The 17,235-nt window shown below is 37.8% G+C and carries 13 protein-coding genes, 1 pseudogene and 1 other annotated feature; of the genes and pseudogenes, 12 read left to right on the top strand and 2 right to left on the bottom strand.

Features of this window, described 5'->3' with window-relative positions; genetic code table 11:
• Positions 1 to 78 precede the first annotated feature (78 nt).
• The 6 genes and pseudogenes from queG (at position 79) to yidD (ending at position 5,966) form a co-directional block, all read left to right on the top strand.
• Positions 79 to 1,239, top strand: a complete 1,161-nt coding sequence (queG, locus tag ACE025_RS11930) for a tRNA epoxyqueuosine(34) reductase QueG (protein ID WP_485940046.1) — start codon at positions 79 to 81, stop codon at positions 1,237 to 1,239.
• A gap of 32 nt (positions 1,240 to 1,271) precedes the next feature.
• The gene (gene trmL, locus ACE025_RS11925; protein WP_485940044.1) at positions 1,272 to 1,781 is read left to right on the top strand and encodes a tRNA (uridine(34)/cytosine(34)/5-carboxymethylaminomethyluridine(34)-2'-O)-methyltransferase TrmL; all 510 of its coding nucleotides are present in this window, start codon (positions 1,272 to 1,274) and stop codon (positions 1,779 to 1,781) included.
• 409 nt (positions 1,782 to 2,190) lie between these two features.
• The gene (locus tag ACE025_RS11920; RefSeq protein WP_485940042.1) at positions 2,191 to 3,870 is read left to right on the top strand and encodes an ABC transporter ATP-binding protein; all 1,680 of its coding nucleotides are present in this window, start codon (positions 2,191 to 2,193) and stop codon (positions 3,868 to 3,870) included.
• Positions 3,854 to 4,732: pseudogene (locus ACE025_RS11915) on the top strand (ABC transporter transmembrane domain-containing protein); the annotation flags it as partial. The gene ACE025_RS11920 and the pseudogene ACE025_RS11915, both read left to right, overlap by 17 nt.
• A 54-nt stretch (positions 4,733 to 4,786) precedes the next feature.
• Positions 4,787 to 5,599: an ABC transporter ATP-binding protein gene (locus tag ACE025_RS11910; protein WP_485940111.1), complete on the top strand. Its 813-nt coding sequence runs from the start codon at positions 4,787 to 4,789 to the stop codon at positions 5,597 to 5,599.
• Between the two features lie 109 nt (positions 5,600 to 5,708).
• Positions 5,709 to 5,966, top strand: a complete 258-nt coding sequence (gene yidD, locus ACE025_RS11905; protein ID WP_485940040.1) for a membrane protein insertion efficiency factor YidD — start codon at positions 5,709 to 5,711, stop codon at positions 5,964 to 5,966.
• A gap of 106 nt (positions 5,967 to 6,072) precedes the next feature.
• Here the strand turns inward: yidD and argS are convergent, their stop codons facing one another.
• Positions 6,073 to 7,767 (bottom strand): arginine--tRNA ligase, encoded by a 1,695-nt coding sequence (argS, locus tag ACE025_RS11900; RefSeq protein WP_485940038.1) that lies wholly within the window; start codon positions 7,765 to 7,767, stop codon positions 6,073 to 6,075.
• A gap of 216 nt (positions 7,768 to 7,983) precedes the next feature.
• Positions 7,984 to 8,210, bottom strand: a binding site (T-box leader).
• A gap of 173 nt (positions 8,211 to 8,383) precedes the next feature.
• On the opposite strand from argS, the gene argR reads away from it, so the two are divergent.
• The 4 genes from argR to proS all read left to right on the top strand — a co-directional run bounded on the left by argR (position 8,384) and on the right by proS (position 13,183).
• The gene (gene argR, locus ACE025_RS11895) at positions 8,384 to 8,842 is read left to right on the top strand and encodes an arginine repressor (RefSeq protein WP_092481030.1); all 459 of its coding nucleotides are present in this window, start codon (positions 8,384 to 8,386) and stop codon (positions 8,840 to 8,842) included.
• A gap of 42 nt (positions 8,843 to 8,884) precedes the next feature.
• Positions 8,885 to 10,420, top strand: a complete 1,536-nt coding sequence (locus ACE025_RS11890) for a phosphohexomutase domain-containing protein (protein WP_485940036.1) — start codon at positions 8,885 to 8,887, stop codon at positions 10,418 to 10,420.
• Between the two features lie 32 nt (positions 10,421 to 10,452).
• Positions 10,453 to 11,316 carry an aldo/keto reductase gene (locus ACE025_RS11885; protein WP_485940034.1) on the top strand — a complete coding sequence of 288 codons (864 nt, stop codon included), beginning with the start codon at positions 10,453 to 10,455 and terminating at the stop codon, positions 11,314 to 11,316.
• A gap of 427 nt (positions 11,317 to 11,743) precedes the next feature.
• Positions 11,744 to 13,183, top strand: coding sequence for a proline--tRNA ligase (gene proS, locus ACE025_RS11880; protein ID WP_485940033.1), 1,440 nt, complete (start codon positions 11,744 to 11,746; stop codon positions 13,181 to 13,183).
• 312 nt (positions 13,184 to 13,495) lie between these two features.
• On the opposite strand, the gene zwf is transcribed toward proS, so the two are convergent.
• Positions 13,496 to 15,004: a glucose-6-phosphate dehydrogenase gene (gene zwf / locus ACE025_RS11875; protein ID WP_485940031.1), complete on the bottom strand. Its 1,509-nt coding sequence runs from the start codon at positions 15,002 to 15,004 to the stop codon at positions 13,496 to 13,498.
• Between the two features lie 364 nt (positions 15,005 to 15,368).
• Between zwf and ACE025_RS11870 the strand changes: the two genes are divergently transcribed.
• Positions 15,369 to 15,671, top strand: a complete 303-nt coding sequence (locus tag ACE025_RS11870; protein WP_485940029.1) for a hypothetical protein — start codon at positions 15,369 to 15,371, stop codon at positions 15,669 to 15,671.
• Positions 15,672 to 15,897: 226 nt separating this feature from the next.
• The gene (locus ACE025_RS11865) at positions 15,898 to 17,232 is read left to right on the top strand and encodes a DEAD/DEAH box helicase (RefSeq protein ID WP_485940027.1); all 1,335 of its coding nucleotides are present in this window, start codon (positions 15,898 to 15,900) and stop codon (positions 17,230 to 17,232) included.
• Positions 17,233 to 17,235 lie beyond the last annotated feature (3 nt).

The raw sequence follows: 17,235 nt of genomic DNA, 5'->3' as shown, positions 1-17,235 counted from the left end.
TACCCTGAAACAGCAACATTGTGTTAAAATATAGTTGATTCTTAAACTATGGAAACAACTAAAGGGTTGGGATGAAATATGGTCAATGGGACGTTATTAAAAGAACGGATCATCAAAGAAAGTAAGCGGATCGGAATTGATAAAATCGGTTTTACGACTGCTGAACCTTTTGAAGGCTTAGAAGAAAAACTCCGTACTCAACAAAGCAAAGGATACCACTCTGGATTTGAACACAAAGTCATTGAGGAACGCGTTTATCCGGAATTGATCTTTCGTCGACCTCGATCGATCATCGCAATAGCTTTAGCTTATCCGACAAAACTGGCAGAGAATCCTGAAAGAGAAAAAGGTGTTCGCCGCGGAGAATTTGCGCGAGCTTCTTGGGGACAAGATTACCATGATGTTTTGCGTGACCGGATGGATCACTTGATAACCTTTATACGTGAAGCAGCCGGTGAGGATGCTGAGTTTAAACCTATGGTAGACACAGGTGAATTAGTGGATGTAGCCGTAGCACAAAGAGCCGGATTAGGCTTTATTGGAAGAAACGGACTTTTAATAACAGAAGAGTTTGGCAGCTATGTTTATTTAGGAGAAATTATTACTAATTTAGACTTTGAACCAGATGAACCTGTTCCCTTTGGATGTGGGGAATGCATGCGCTGCGTGACGGCGTGTCCAACAGGAGCACTATTAGGTGACAGCAGGATCAATGCGAAAGAATGTCTTTCTTATCAAACACAGACAAAAGGGATGATGGATGAAAAGTATCGACGAAAAATGGGTCATGTCATTTATGGATGTGATATCTGTCAAATCGTCTGTCCTTATAATAAAGGAAAAGATTTTCATTTTCATCCTGAAATGGAGCCAGATCCAGAAAAAGTCCTACCTAAACTGAAACCATTATTAACAATCAGCAATAAAGATTTCAAGCAGCAATTCGGCTCAATGGCAGGCTCGTGGAGAGGCAAAAAACCGCTCCAAAGAAATGCGATCATTGCTCTAGGCAACAAGAGAGATCGAACAGCTCTTCCAGATTTATTGCAGTGCATAGAAGAAGATATTCGTCCGGTGATACGAGGTACAGCAGCTTGGTCTATTTCTAAGATCGTCACTAAAAGAGATGAAATGGTGCTGGAGTTTTTGAGAGAAGCCCTAGAAAAAGAATCGGATGAAGAAGCGTATCACGAAATCACTCTGGCTATTGAAGCCATAGCGAACAAAAAAGTACTTTAATCAAGTGAAGTGAACAGGAGAGAAAGACAGACATGACCAATCATATTGCATTATTTGAACCACTTATTCCAGCAAACACAGGAAACATTGCTCGTACTTGTGCGGCAACAAATACTCATTTACATTTGATTGAACCTTTAGGGTTTAAAACAGATGATAAGCATTTAAAACGCGCAGGACTTGATTATTGGAATGACGTAAATATTACGTATCACGCTAATCTGGAAGCTTTTTTAGAAGCCAGCAAAGAAGGGGAACTCTTTTTAGTGTCCAAATTCGCCAATCGTACTTACAGCGATGTTGATTATACGGATACTGAAAAAGACTATTACTTTTTATTTGGAAAAGAAACAACAGGATTGCCTGAAGAATTCATGAGAGTGCATGAGGATGAATGTATTCGATTGCCGATGAATGATGAGCATGTGCGCTCGCTGAACTTGTCTAATACGGCTGCTATAATGATCTACGAAGTGATGCGCCAACAATCGTTCAACGGATTAGAACTTCAACATCATTACGAAAATGATAAAATAGATTAATCTAAAAACATACAGCAGGTGAAAGGATAGAGTCCTTTCACTTGTTGTATATTTTTATTTTTAGAGCATTATTAAAAATATTGTTATTTTATGATGAAAATTCTTGTTTAATTTTAATGAAAGGGCTACAATATGACTTGTAGGAAATATTACAGAAACGGAGGAGATCTATTATGAAAAATGTTGCAATCTTACACACTCATAAATACAGATTATCCCTCTATTTAAAAATCGACGAGTAAATGTGAAGAATAATGCACTCATCTGTTTTTTTATAGATAAGTGCTATTTTTTTGACTTTTTTTAGATAGGGGAGCTAGAAAGTTGGGAGAGAATGAAAGATTTATTTAAACAACTGTGGCCTTTTTTTAAAAGCCACAAAAAAAGATATGGTTGGGGCATATTTGCCATGCTTTTTTCAAATGGTGCAGTGCTGATTCCACCATATATTATCGGGAATGTCATCGATCAAATTTATTCCAATACGTTAACCACTCAAAAGCTGCTTCTTCAATTAGGAGTTTTCTTTTTATCCATTGTGGTGACGTACGGGACAGAAGTATTTTGGGGATACTTATTTTTCGGTGGAAGAAATTTACTGGCAAAAGAATTGCGCGAACGATTGATGAAACATTATTTACGGATGAGAGCTGCTTTTTATGAAAAATATCGCACTGGGGATTTAATGGCACGCTCAACAAATGATTTAGATGCTATTTCTGAAATGGCTGGGTACGGAATCATGGTCACTATGGACTCTACCGTATTCTTAGGATTCATTTTGACGATGATGTTTGTGTCTGTGTCGTGGAAATTGACGTTATGGTCTATGTTGACCATGCCTTTGATGGGGTATTTATTAAAAGTGCTGGGAGATAAAGTCAATAAACGCTACTTAGCATCTCAAACGGCTTTTGCAGACATCAATGACGATGTCTTAGAAGGAGTAGAAGGTGTGCGAGTTGTCAGAGCTTATGTTCAAGAAGACGCTCTGGCTAAAAGGTTTGCTGATAAAACAGAAGATGTATTGCAGAAAAATATTGCTGTGGCTCAAATCAATGCATTGTTTTCCCCTATTACAAAAATCTTATTAGGAATCAGCTATGTTATCGCTTTTGGATATGGAGCGGTTTTAGTTTCCAACGGAGAATTGTCTTTAGGAAAGTTGATTTCTTTTCAAGTGTATTTAGGGATGCTGGTTTGGCCTGTCCAAGCAGTTGGGGAATTAATCAACTTGGTACAGCAAGGTAGTGCATCCATGAAACGGGTGGCAGAAGTGTTGGAAGCTACTGACGACATGGATGAAGAAGGAAGCAAAAGTGACTTAGTAGGTCATGATATAGAATATTCTAAAGTAACATTCAAATATCCCTCTTCTGAATCATCTAATTTGACGAGTGTCGTAGCAAAGATCTCACGAGGAAAAACGCTTGGAATCGTTGGGAAAACCGGAAGCGGAAAAACGACTTTTATTCGTCAGTTGCTGCGTCAATACCCTGTGGGAGACGGAGCAATCAAAGTCGGTTCAGAAGCTATCCACGAATTAAAAAGCGATATACTGCGCCCGATGATCGGTTATGTACCTCAAGACTATACATTGTTTTCTCGATCCATTAGAGAAAATATCAAATTTGGTAAAGCAGACGCTACAGATGAAGAAATCATGGAAGCTGTTCGTTTAGCCAATTTTGAAGAAGATCTAGCTAGAATGCCTGAAGGGTTGGATACGTTGATCGGAGAAAGAGGAGTAGCGATTTCTGGTGGACAAAAACAGCGGGTATCTATTGCGCGGGCGTTAATCAAAAACCCTGAATTCTTGATCTTGGATGATTCGCTGTCAGCGGTCGATGCAAAAACAGAACAAAAAATTATTGATAACATCCAAAAAGTCAGAAAAGGAAAAACAACAATTATTACCACACACCGTTTATCGGCGATTCATCATGCTGATTGGATCATTGTGTTGGAAGATGGAGAAATTATTGAAGAAGGTACTCACTTAGAGTTGATTTCTCAAAATGGCTGGTATGGGACCCAATACCAAAGACAACAGTTAAAGGAGGGCTCCATGGATGAAAAATACAGCTAAAGAGTTGGTTCGTTATTCATTTCAGAAAAAAGTGCATTTTTTCTTTGGTATTTTATTTATGGTTGCAGCAGTTGCATCCGACTTAGCTGGACCTTTGATTATTCGACAAATTATTGATGGAGTAATTGCTCCTTCGAATCAATCTGTACTTGCAGTAGACTCGTTATTGCGCTATTTGTCCATTTTCTTTGGACTGGCTGTTGTAACAGCTGTCTCGCGCTACTTCAGCTTTTTATTGCTGACAATCGGTGCAAATGAAGTTGTAAAAAATATGAGAAATGATTTGTTTTCTCATGTTCAAAAGTTGCCGATTCGATATTTCGATAATTTGCCTGCAGGAAAAGTCGTTTCGAGAATCACCAATGATACAGAACAACTGAGGATTTTTTATGTCGTCGTCGTTGGACAAGTATTGACCAACTTAATTTACCTGGTTGGAATCTATATCGCTTTAATGCAGATCAATGTTTCCTTCTCTTTGACGACTATGCTGCTGATTCCTTTCTTTATTTTGTGGGCAGTTGTCTATCAAAAGTTTGCCGTTCCGTTTACAACGAAGATTCGCTCTTTAGTCAGTGAGATCAATGGAACATTGAATGAATCGATCCAAGGGATGTCTATTATACAAGCTTATCAACAAGAAGAAAAAATGGAAAAAGAGTTCTCTGACGTTAATGATGAATGGTATTCGTATAGTTTGAAATTTACGATGCTGGATTCATTAGGCTCATTCAGTTTTGTAGAAGTGGTCAAGAACATAACTCTGCTGTTATTGGTCTTATATTTTGGTAATGGTTATTTAACAGGGACTTTAGGGATTACAGTAGGTGTATTGTATGTGTATGTTGATTACACGACGCGACTGTTTAATCCTATACAAGGAATCGTGACACAGTATGCGTACTTGCAAACTGCTATGGCATCAGCTAAACGAGTATTCGAAATGAAACTGGTAAAAACAGAAGAAGAACAAACTGAAGAATTAGATTTTAAAGAAGGAGAAGTATCCTTTGAACACGTTTATTTTGCTTATAAAGAGGAAGAGTATGTTTTGAAAGACATTCACTTCACAGCAAAAAAAGGGGAAACAGTGGCCTTAGTCGGGCATACAGGTTCTGGAAAAAGCTCGATCATGAATTTGCTGTTCCGCTTTTATGATCCAACGAAAGGGACGATCAGAATCGACGGAACTCCTACTACAGCAGTTTCTCGAAAAAGCTTGCGGAAACACATGGGGATCGTTCTGCAAGATCCTTATCTCTTTAAAGGAACGATCGAATCAAATATTACTTTAGGAGAAGCTTCTATCAGTCGAGAAGCAGTAATCAAAGCAATTGAAGAAGTGGGCGGAGAAACTTTGTTGCACAATATGCCAAAGGGAATTGATGAACCAGTAGTAGATAAAGGAAGTACGCTTTCATCTGGTCAACGTCAACTGGTCTCATTTGCTCGAGCATTGGCTTTTGATCCTGAGATATTGATCTTGGATGAAGCGACTTCTAGTATTGATACAGAGACAGAAGAATTGATCCAACACGCGATGGATGTATTGAAAAAAGGTCGGACGACTTTTATTATCGCCCATCGATTATCTACCATTCAACATGCAGATCAAATTCTGGTGTTGAATCAAGGAGAAATCGTTGAACGAGGCAATCATCATCAATTGATTCAAAAAGATGGCATTTACGCTGAAATGTACCGTTCGCAAAAAGAGAAAAGCCGATAATCACTTGAAGTTATAGAAGATGTTCTTATATGGAAAGAAGTGTTCTCTTACTTTACATTAGTAAGAGAACACTTTATAATGATAAGCATATTAAATAGTAGGTGACTAAATGAAAAAAATAATTATTTTGATGATACGCGGTTATCAAAAAGCCATTTCTCCAATGTTTCCACCTAGTTGTCGTTATCATCCTACTTGTTCCCAATATTCTATTGAAGCTGTTCGCAAGCATGGGGCACTGAAAGGTTCGATTATGGGGATCTCAAGAATTATGCGTTGTCACCCCTTCGTTAGAGGCGGACATGATCCAGTACCAGAACATTTTACTATGAGACGAAACAAAAAAGAAACCAGCAAGTCCAATTAATGGGACTGCTGGTTTTTTAGATTGTATTCATGTGTTCGTAGGGCTGAGCAAATCTCCTTAGCTTGTGCTTTGAAGACAAACCGCTCAGGGCAGCTTATTTCGCTCTTTACATTTGGTCCGGTGAGTGGACGCCTAATAATCTCAAGTCTTCTTTCAGCAAAATAGCTACTGCTTGAACAAGAGCCAAGCGAGCTGGTTTTTCAGCATCTTCTGTTAAGACACGGCTGTTAGCGTAGTATTTGTTGAAAGCTTGTGCCAAATGAATCGCATGTTTTGCAATGACAGAAGGCTCTAATTTATCAAAAGCACGTTGAACAGTTTCTGGATATTCTTGGATCAATTTAATAACTTCCCAACTGTAAGAATCATTTAAAGCATAAGCAGCATCTAATGAAAGTTCTCCTGCATCAGCTTTACGCAAGATGCTTAAAGCTCTAGCTCTAGAGTATTGTACATAAGGGCCAGTTTCGCCTTCGAATTGAACAATTTCTTCGATAGTGAAGTCAAAGTTGTTTAAACGATCATTTTTAAGGTCATGGAAGACAACAGCTCCGATACCTACTTGGTTTGCAACAGTTTCTTTGTTTTCTAGATCAGGGTTTTTAGCCTCGATTTGTTTTAAAGCTACTGAAACAGCATCATCCAATACTTCTTCTAAAAGAACGATTTTCCCTTTACGAGTAGATAATTTTTTACCATCTTTAGTAATCAAGCCGAATGGTACGTGGTGCATATCATCAGCCCAATCGTAACCCATTTCTTTTAGTACAGCTTTTAATTGTTTGAAGTGATTGCTTTGTTCATTACCAACTGCATAAAGAGATAAAGCAAAATCGTAAGTGCGTTTACGATAAATAGCAGCTGCTAAATCACGTGTAATGTATAATGTAGCGCCGTCTGATTTTTTGATTAAAGCAGGGTTTAGATTATATTTTTCTAAATCAACGATACTAGCACCATTATCGACAGTCAAAAGATTTTTTTCTTCTAATAAGTCGACAACTTCTTGCATTTTATCATTGTAGAAAGCTTCTCCATTGAAAGAGTCAAACGTTATTTCCAGTTTATCGTAAATGCGGTTGAATTCTTTCATCGATTCAGCCTTGAACCATTTCCATAATTCAACAGCTTCTTCGTTCCCATCTTCTAGTTTTTTGAACCATTCGCGACCGTCATCTTCTAAAGCAGGATTTTCTTCTGCTTCATCATGAAATTTGACATATAATTTCAATAGTTCTTGAATAGGATTTTCTCTGACAGCTTCTTCGGATCCCCAAAGTTTATAAGCGGTTATCAACTTACCAAATTGAGTTCCCCAGTCACCTAAGTGATTGATTTTGATAGGGTTGTAACCCATTTTCTCAACAATGTTTGCTAATGCATTTCCGATAACTGTTGAGCGTAAGTGACCTAAAGAAATAGGTTTGGCAATGTTAGGTGACGACATATCAATAGGGATATTTTTTCCTTCACCGATGTTGCTGGCACCAAAATGGTCTTGTTGAGTTAAAATTTCTTTCAGTACAGCTGAACTGACGAATTTTTTATCTAAGAAGAAGTTTAAGTAAGGGCCGACAACTTCTACTTTTTCAACGATAGGAGAGCTGATTTTTTCTCCTAGATCAGCAGCGATTTGTTGAGGGGCTTTACGAAAAACTTTAGCCAATGAAAATGTAGGAAAAGCTACATCACCATGGTCAACTGATTTAGGTTTTTCTAGTAAGGCAAGAATATCTTCTAAAGATAATGATTCTGATACGTGTTCGTGTAAAGATTGAGCAATTTGCAATTTGTAATTCATTTTAAAATCTCCTCCAGTTAATTAGTTTTTATGTTCATTATGAATGAATAGAGTAAGAAGGGTGAACCTCACTAGTTTCTACTTTACGCTCAGAGCATCCGATTCGCCGCTTGTTCAATAAAGAAGTATAAAAGTGAATAAAACCAACACCCTTTAAAAAACGGAATTTTGGATAAAAAAATAGCCCTTTTCTAGTTATTTCCATAAATAAACTAAAAAAGAGACGAGAAATTCCCGCGGTACCACTCTCATTGTAATGCCTTGAAGACATAACCACTTGATTCAGGGTAACGGCTTGAATAAGCCGGATGGAACTACTCAGGTGGATCATTTCGCTCTCATCTCTCAAAAGTGCGCTTCCTGCAAAAATATATTACTGGCTTACACCATCCCAGCTCGCTTTTAATATCTTTAAGCAGTACTCTCTTCATCTACGATCATTTCATTCAATTTTGTACAGCTAATTATAACAAAATAGGTAGTAAGTTGCTATCTTTTTCCTGAAAAAGAATCTTTATTCATTTTTTTTGTAAAATTAGTCGAAATATTAACCGCTTTCTAATGTTTTTTGATATACTGTTAGACAAAGATACGAATTACATATGGAGGTTTTGACATGAAGAAAACAAATCGTCAATTAGCAATTAAGCAAATTATTACTAATCGAGATATTTCTACGCAAGATGAATTGCTCCATTATTTAAAAGAAGAAGGTGTGGACGCAACTCAAGCAACAATCTCTAGAGACATCAAAGAAATGAACTTGATTAAGACGTCTACTCCGCAAGGCGGTATGAAGTATACGTTGTATCAAACAAATAACCTTTCAGTTGAGGAACGTCTGCAATCCACTTTAGGAGATGTGGTAGTGAAGTTAGAACGGGTTCAATTTATGACCATTCTGGTAACTATCCCTGGTAATGCTCATGTAGCAGCAGCATTGATCGATACGATCGAATTTCCTGAAGTTGTGGCTTCTGTCGGAGGAAACGATACTTGCTTGTTGATTTCTAAAGATGAAGAGAATGCCCAAAAGATGTATGATTATTTGAAACAATTCGTGAATATTCATTAATAAAAAACTCAATGTTAAAAAACAAATAAATGAGGTGCGGAATTGTCTAATACACAAAAAAATGATTTATCAGCTTTACAAAATGGATCTGATATCCGAGGAATCGCTATGCAGACAGTGGATAAGGAAGTCACACTGCCTAATAAAGTGATTGAAAAAATCGGATACGGATTTGCTGTATGGTTGAAAGAAAAGAAACAATTGGGTGTGGACAGTTTAGATAAACCCGTAAAGGTAGCAGTAGGACATGACAGCCGATTGTCTGGAGAACGGATCAAGGCTGCTCTGATCGAAGCTTTAACAAACACAGGAATCGATGTAGTGGATGTGGGATTAGCTACTACCCCTGCACTTTTCATGGCTACTCAGTATGAACAATATGACTGTGAAGCTTCGATTATGATTACAGCCAGCCATTTGCCTTTTGAATACAACGGTTTAAAATTCTTCACTGCCGATGGCGGAGCTGAGCATGAGGATATCACTTATATATTAGAAAATGCCGATTGGGATGCCGTAACTTGGGAAAACAACCAAGGTGTAACGATGAAAAAAAACTTATTGGAAGACTATTCTGCAGATCTGCGAGAAAAAATTATTTCAGGTATCAAAACAACATCGAATCCGGATATGCCGTTAAAAGGGAAACATATTGTAGTGGACGCCGGGAATGGTGCAGGTGGATTTTTCGCTACTGAGGTGCTTGAAAAATTGGGAGCCGATGTTTCTGGAAGCCAATTTCTAGAACCTGATGGCCATTTCCCAAATCATGTTCCTAATCCGGATAACAAAGAGGCTATGGAAAGCATCAAAACTGCTGTGTTAGAAAACAAAGCTGATATGGGGGTTATTTTTGATACAGACGTTGACCGTTCGGCATTGGTAGACCGTAATGGCCAAACAGTAAACCGAAATAATTTGATTGCTGTGATTTCAGCGATTGCTATTCAAGAAAATCCAGGAACAACAATCGTGACAAGTTCAGCCACATCAGAGCATCTAAAAGACTTTATTGAACAACTTGGAGGTCACCAAAACCGCTACATTACCGGTTATAGAAATGTGATCAACCAAGCTATCAAATTAAACCAAGAGGGGACTCATACATCAGTAGCTATCGAAACAAGCGGACACGCTGCTTTGAAAGAAAATTACTTCTTGGATGATGGGGCTTATTTGATCGCTAAAATCTTGATCGCTGATGCAGAAATGGCTGTTGAAGGAAAAAATTTCTCTTCGTTGTTGGAGAACTTAAAACAGCCTGTTGAAACAGATGAAGTTCGCTTTAAAATCACTACAGACACCGTTCACGAAACGGGAGAAACTGTTATTGAGGCATTCAGCAAGTTTATTCAGGAGGCACCTGATTTGGAAGTGGAACTTGATAACTTAGAAGGTGTTCGTGTTAACACATTGGGTAGATACGGATCAGGATGGCTGCAAATGCGCATGAGTTTGCATGAGCCGTTACTTGTGCTATATTTTGAAAGTGATCAAAAAGATGCTATAGCTCAATTGAAAAATGATCTAAAATCGTTTTTCATGAAGCAAGAAGGCATCGATACGTCAAGTTTGTAGAAAGAAAACAATCAAGAAAAGGAAGTGCTAAAATGGTTAAGCCTTTAACAGAAAGTATCACATTATATAATGGGGTAGAAATTCCGAAATTAGGTCTAGGTGTCTTTTTAATGAAAGATGAAGAAGAGCTTGTAGAAGCAGTGAAAGCTGCTGTAGAAGCGGGATACCGTCATTTTGATACAGCTAAAATTTATGGGAATGAAGAATACTTATCTAAAGGATTAAAAGAATCCGGTATTTCAAGGGAAGAAATTTTCTTGACTTCAAAAGTTTGGAACTACGATCTAGGTTATGAGCAAACAAAAATTGCTTTCCAAGAAACATTGGATCGTTTAGATACAGATTATTTAGACCTATACTTGATCCATTGGGCAGCACCAAAATATGCAGAATCATGGAAAGCGTTGATTGAGTTATATGAAGAAGGACGAGTAAGAGCTATCGGTGTTTCAAATTTTCAAATTCATCATTTAGAAGATTTGAAAAATCAAGAGTTGATGCAGCCGATGATCAACCAAATCGAAACTCATCCAGAATTCCCGCAAAATGAGCTGCATGAATACATGAAAGAAAACGGTATTGTCCATGAAGCTTGGGGTCCATTAGGACAAGGAAAAACAGACTTATTCCAACAACCGATCATTCTTGGATTGGCAGATAAATACGGAAAAACACCAGCTCAAATCATTTTACGTTGGCACTTGGAAAGAGGCGAAGTTATTATTCCTAAATCTGTTCGCGCTTCTCGCATTCAAGAAAACAGCGAAGTATTTGATTTCAGCTTGACCAGCAATGAGATGGAATTGATGGAAACTTTAAACACGGGCACTCGCTATGGAAGTGACCCCGATGATCAAGAACGGTTGAAACAAACTTCTATCCGTCCTGAAAGCTAACAACAGTTAGGACCGGCAATGATTGGATATTTTCCAACAGTTGCCGGTTTTTTTATTGTAAAAAGTAACCTGCCGGCAAGGGGTAGACCAATCTGCAAAACAAATGGAATGGTCTTGTTCCAGAAAACAGCTTGTATTTTGGTTTGACTTAGCTTACAATATCCATGTAGGTGCGTTAGGGTTAGTAAATGAATAATGGGTAAAAGAGAGTCTTTTATTTGCTGAAAAAAGGACCCCCGCTTATTGATTGAACCTTCCTGACAATACGTTATAGAAATATAACCGGCGTCCGCCGTTATCGGAAGTTGAGTTGGGTCAATGACCAATTAAGGTGGCACCGCGGATACATGACAGTATGTTTCGTCCTTTTCTAGGGATGGAGTATGCTTATTTTTTTTGCACAAATTATAGTAGGAGGAATGAATAAATGAGTAATTTACAAAAAGAAGATTTTTCAGCATGGTATATCCAAACGATCAAGCAAGCTGATTTAATGGATTATTCCCCAGTTCGCGGGTGTATCGTGTTCAAACCAGACAGCTATGAAATGTGGGAACACATTCAAGAAGAGTTCAACAAGCGTTTTAAAGAAGAAGGGATTCGTAATGCTTATTTCCCAATGTTGATCCCAGAATCATTCTTCACGAAAGAAAAAGATCATATAGAAGGTTTCAGTCCGGAATTACCATGGGTTACTGAAGCAGCTGGAGAGCCTTTGGAAGAGCGTTTAGCTTTGCGTCCAACTTCTGAAACGATGATTGGGACTGCATTCAGTGATTGGGTAAACTCTTATCGCGACTTGCCAATGCAAATCAACCAATGGGCAAATGTATTCCGCTGGGAAAAGAAAACTTTGCCGTTCTTGCGTACGTCTGAATTCTTATGGCAAGAAGGACATACGGCACACGAAACAGAAGAAGATGCTCGTATCCGCACGATGCGTATGCTTCAAGTTTATAAAGAAGTTATCGAAGGATTGTTAGCTGTACCTGTTTACGAAGGGCAAAAAACACCTTCTGAGCGTTTTGCTGGTGCAGTGGATACTTTCTCTGTGGAAGCAATGATGAAAGATGGAAAAGCTGTTCAAGCCGGAACTTCTCATTATATGGGAACTAAGTTTGCTGAAGCTTTTGACATCAAATATTTGAATCGCGATAACAAACATGTATTAGCACACACAACTTCATGGGGAGTTTCTACACGTTTGATTGGTGCTTTGATCATGACACATGGTGACGAACAAGGATTGGTATTGCCGCCAAAAGTAGCCGCAAAACAAATCGTTCTTCTACCTGTAGGACCATGGAAAAAGAAACCAGAAATCGTAGAGCGATTAGCTGTTCTAGAAGAGCAGTTAAAAGCTAAAGGGTTCCGTGTAGTCTTAGATGACAGTGACAACTCGCCAGGTTTCAAATTCAACGAATGGGAACTGAAAGGTGTTCCAATGCGTATTGAATTTGGTCCTAGAGATATGGAAAACAATCAAGTAATGGTTAAAATGCGCGACTTAGCAAATAAAGAAGCCGTTTCTTTAGATGATATCTTAAATTACGTGCCGGAAGCTCTAGAAATCATGCAGCAACGTTTGTTGGAAACAGCTCGTGAATTCCGCAAAGAAAACGAGTATACAACAATTGATACTTTAGATGATTTAAAAGCTCATATCGAAGAGAAAAAAGCAGCTGGCGAAACACCAGGATTTGTATTAGCAGGCTGGGACGGCGAATTAGAATCAGAGGCTAAAATCAAAGAAGAAACAGGATTTACAACACGTAACATCCCATTCAACCCACCAGTAGAAAAACAAACTTGTATCGTAACAGGTAAACCAGCTAAACACACAGTATGGCTAGCAAGAGCTTATTAAATAAGAGAGTGGAGTAAAGCGTTCAGCCTATCGATTATAAGCCTAAACCAACAGACAGGTGCTTTTTACCTGACAGTTGGTTTAGGCTTATAGACGCATAAGCTGCTTTATGCAACGCGTTTTAAACCAGAGAGTGGAGTAAACCGCTAAGGCTTCAGTGATTTTCATGTCCTCTTTTTTGTCAGGAAAAACCCTGACTAAAAAAGAGGACATGAAAATACAGGAAGACTGGTTTACACAACTCGTTTAAAAAGCAATCAAAAAGGCAGTACCAAAAAGTTCAAAAGAACTTTTTGGTACTGCCTTTTTGTATTATTTCTCAGTCATTTCATCTGCAATGGTTCTTACTGGTGACCAATGCCATTGAAATCCATCTTTTTTCAGCAAGTGCATGCTTTCTATAGGGCCCATAGAACCACTTGGGTAATTAGGGAATTCCATAGTGGTTTCGTCCCAAGCTTCTCTGATTCGATCCACAAATTCCCATGAGCTGGCTACTTCATCCCAGTGCGTAAAATTTGTCGCATCGCCATTCAAACAATCTAAAATAAGCTTTTCATAAGCTTCTGGACTGTTTGCTGTTTCTTCAGCAGAACGAGTGCTGGTTAATTTGATTGGCTCAGCTTTCACTCCAGGTCCAATTTTCTTAGCATTCAGCTGTAAAGAAAAACCTTCATTAGGAGAAATGAAAATAGACAATACATTTGGTGGAAGAGGTTCGTCGTTTTCTGTTTGGAATAATTGATGTGGAATATTTTTGAATTCAATATCGATTTGCGTTCCTTTTTCAGCTAATCGTTTACCCGTTCGAATGTATATCGGAACACCCGACCATCTCAAATTATCAATAAACAGTTTTCCAGCTACAAAAGTTTCTGTTTGAGAATCTTCTGCAACATTTTGTTCTTCGCGGTATCCCAACAAAGTTTCTCCATTGACAGTACTGTGTCCGTACTGTCCACGCACAAAATTCAAACGGACTTCGTCTTTGGAATATAAACGCAATGCACTTAACGCTTTGATTTTTTCTTGTCTAATTTCGTTATCATGCATAATAGAAGGAGGCTCCATAGCTAATAAAGCAACGATTTGTAAAACATGGTTTTGGACCATATCTCTTAACGCACCACTGGTGTCGTAATAACTCCCACGTTCTTCAACGCCTAGTGATTCACTAAGTGTAACTTGGATATTATTGATATACTGGTTGTTCCACATCGATTCAATCAATTGATTTCCGAAACGGACCGTCGAGATGTTCTGCACCATTTCTTTTCCGAGATAATGATCAATACGATAGATTTGATCTTCTTCAAATGAAGAGCGGATATGAGTGTTCAGCTCTAAAGCACTTTGGTAATCATGACCAAACGGCTTTTCAATGATTAGGCGATTGAAACCGTCCGTAGTGATCAATTGTTGTTCTTTAATGTTTTCAGCAATGATACCAAAGAAATTAGGTGACATAGCTAAATAAAACATTCGATTGCCTTCTAATTGATACTCATTGTCTAAACGTTCAGCAAGTTTTTTTAGCGTTGTGTAATGTTCAAGATCCGTCACATTGTGAGATTGATAGTAAAAATGACTGGCAAATTCTTCAGCTTGTTCTTTAGTGTCTGCCAAATCTTTTACTTTACTCACAACAACTTCTCGATAATATTCGTCAGACCATTCTCTTCTGGCAGTTCCGATAACCGCGAAATGCTCATTTAAATAGCCGTTTTTATATAAGCGATAAAGGGAAGGATAAAGCTTACGGTTCGCCAAGTCTCCAGTTCCGCCAAAGATGATAAATAGAGCTTTTTTTTCTTTAGTCACTCCAATAAAACCTCTCTTTCAAGTAATCCTTATAAATGAAATACTTACTTTTTGTATTTGATTTGTTTCAATTTATTGTACTTTTTTCTGTGAGCAGAATCAATCATTCTATTTGAAATCGAAATATTTCTTTGATTTGTGCAGATAGAGGAACTGAGTGCTCTCTAAAAAGTGATAACATATTTATTTTACCATAGGCTGACAATAAATCCTAAGACAGATGGTATTTTTTGACTTGTTTCTTTATTATTTATAGATTTGTTCGGAATGCGACTATTAACAAAAGAAATGAGGTATTCCTTTTAAATAGAGGTGTTTTTCGCGTATACTTTAATAGAAATCAACAATCAATGGGGTGAAAGAAATGGAAATACTGTATTTGGTTTTTGCTCTAGTCAGTATAGTCTTTATTACAGATGGCATGCTGTTTAAAAAAGAGCAATTTCAAAAACTGATGGTTCCAGTGATTAAAAAACGAGATGCGGAAGGAATCATATCCCTTGTCAGCAGCTTTTTGGTAACTACAGGGGTGATTACGCTTATGTGGACAGCAGTGGCATATATCTTGTCAGAACAGCTGTTGTTAGAGGTTTTTATACTGATTTACGTTGTGTTAGTGATCATTTCAGGGGTTTATCTGTTTATGAGCTTGAAGAAGCGCTACTGATAGATGAAATAAAAACACTATCAGATAGAATTCTTATTTAGAAAAAGAGGTATTCTGTGTTATACTATTCAAGATGCAAAGTCATAGAACTGTGAATATACGTTATTCTATATAAACGAATGAATGTGGTAAATTTGTGAAGTAGGCAAGTCTAATGAATACTAAAATAAAGCATCAACTTTACTATGGGAACTGAAAGATAGTAAGGAAAGAAAGAGGCGATACAATGGGACATCCATTTGAAAAATTTAATTTACAACCATTTTTGATAGAAGCAATCGAAGAATTAGGATTCAAGGAACCAACTGAGGTTCAAGAGAGTTTGATTCCGGCTATTCAAAAAGGCAGAAGTGTTATCGGACAATCACAAACAGGTTCTGGAAAAACGCATACCTTTTTGCTGCCGTTAATGAATAAAATCGATGTAACTCGTAATGAAGTACAAGTTGTAGTTACTGCACCTAGTCGCGAATTAGCTGAACAATTGTATCAAGCTGCTGTACAACTAGCTGAAAAATCTGACCCCGCAGTGATTGTTCAGAACTTTGTCGGTGGAACTGATAAAAAACGCCAATTGAACAAATTAACCAACACGCAACCGCATATTGCTATAGGTACTCCAGGACGAATCTTAGACTTGGTAAATGCTAATGGACTATTGGTTCATACAGCGAAGTATTTTGTAGTGGATGAAGCAGATATGACATTGGATATGGGATTCTTGGAAGACGTTGATAAGATAGCTGGAAAAATGCCGGACAAGTTGCAAATGCTTGTTTTCTCTGCAACGATACCAGAAACATTGAAACCATTCTTGAAAAAGTATATGGAAAATCCTTTATTCGAGCAGATTGCTCCAAAAGATGTTATTTCACCTTCAATTGAGAACTGGCTGATTTCAACTAAAGGTAGAGAACGTATTGATATCATCTATCAATTGTTAACCATTGGACAGCCTTATTTGGCAATTGTTTTTGCAAATACAAAAGCAAGAGTAGAAGAAATCGCAGATGGCTTGAAATCTAGAGGGTTGAAAGTGGCTACTATTCATGGAGATATTCCACCACGTGAGCGTAAACGAGTAATGAGACAAATCCAAAATCTGGAGTATCAATACGTTGTAGCAACAGATTTAGCTTCTCGAGGAATAGACATCGAAGGAGTATCTCATGTAATCAATGCTGAAATTCCTAATGACGTAGAATTCTTTGTTCACCGAGTGGGCAGAACAGGAAGAAACCACATGAAAGGAATCGCCATCACACTGTATGCTCCAAGTGAAGAGAACTTTGTAAATGATATTGAAAAAATCGGGGTTAAATTTGAACCGAAGACAATTTCAAAAGGCGAGATCAAAGAAACGTATGACCGTCAACGCCGTGAGAAGAGAACAGATACAGCAAAAGACACGTTGAGTCCTTCTTTGCGCGGTTATGTGAAAAAGAAAAAGAAAAATGTCAAACCAGGATATAAGAAAAAGATCAGTCGTGAAATCAAAAAGAACAACCAGAGAAAACGTCGGATCGATAAAAATCGTGGAGAGAATGCTAAAAAAAGCTGATCA

Source organism: Desemzia sp. AGC72 (assembly GCF_057334175.1).
The sequence above is the reverse complement of the archived record's forward strand: the minus strand, read 5'-3'. Positions and strand labels throughout refer to the sequence as shown.

Bases quoted from the DNA above. Each gene is read 5' to 3' on its own strand.
- ACE025_RS11920 (WP_485940042.1), top strand. From the start codon at position 2,191: ATGCTTTTTTCAAATGGTGCAGTGCTGATTCCACCATATATTATCGGG.
- queG (WP_485940046.1), top strand. From the start codon at position 79: ATGGTCAATGGGACGTTATTAAAAGAACGGATCATCAAAGAAAGTAAG.
- ACE025_RS11885 (WP_485940034.1), top strand. From the start codon at position 10,453: ATGGTTAAGCCTTTAACAGAAAGTATCACATTATATAATGGGGTAGAA.
- argS (WP_485940038.1), bottom strand. From the start codon at position 7,767: ATGAATTACAAATTGCAAATTGCTCAATCTTTACACGAACACGTATCA.
- ACE025_RS11865 (WP_485940027.1), top strand. From the start codon at position 15,898: ATGGGACATCCATTTGAAAAATTTAATTTACAACCATTTTTGATAGAA.
- ACE025_RS11870 (WP_485940029.1), top strand. From the start codon at position 15,369: ATGGAAATACTGTATTTGGTTTTTGCTCTAGTCAGTATAGTCTTTATT.
- trmL (WP_485940044.1), top strand. From the start codon at position 1,272: ATGACCAATCATATTGCATTATTTGAACCACTTATTCCAGCAAACACA.
- ACE025_RS11910 (WP_485940111.1), top strand. From the start codon at position 4,787: ATGGCATCAGCTAAACGAGTATTCGAAATGAAACTGGTAAAAACAGAA.
- yidD (WP_485940040.1), top strand. From the start codon at position 5,709: ATGAAAAAAATAATTATTTTGATGATACGCGGTTATCAAAAAGCCATT.
- proS (WP_485940033.1), top strand. From the start codon at position 11,744: ATGAGTAATTTACAAAAAGAAGATTTTTCAGCATGGTATATCCAAACG.
- argR (WP_092481030.1), top strand. From the start codon at position 8,384: ATGAAGAAAACAAATCGTCAATTAGCAATTAAGCAAATTATTACTAAT.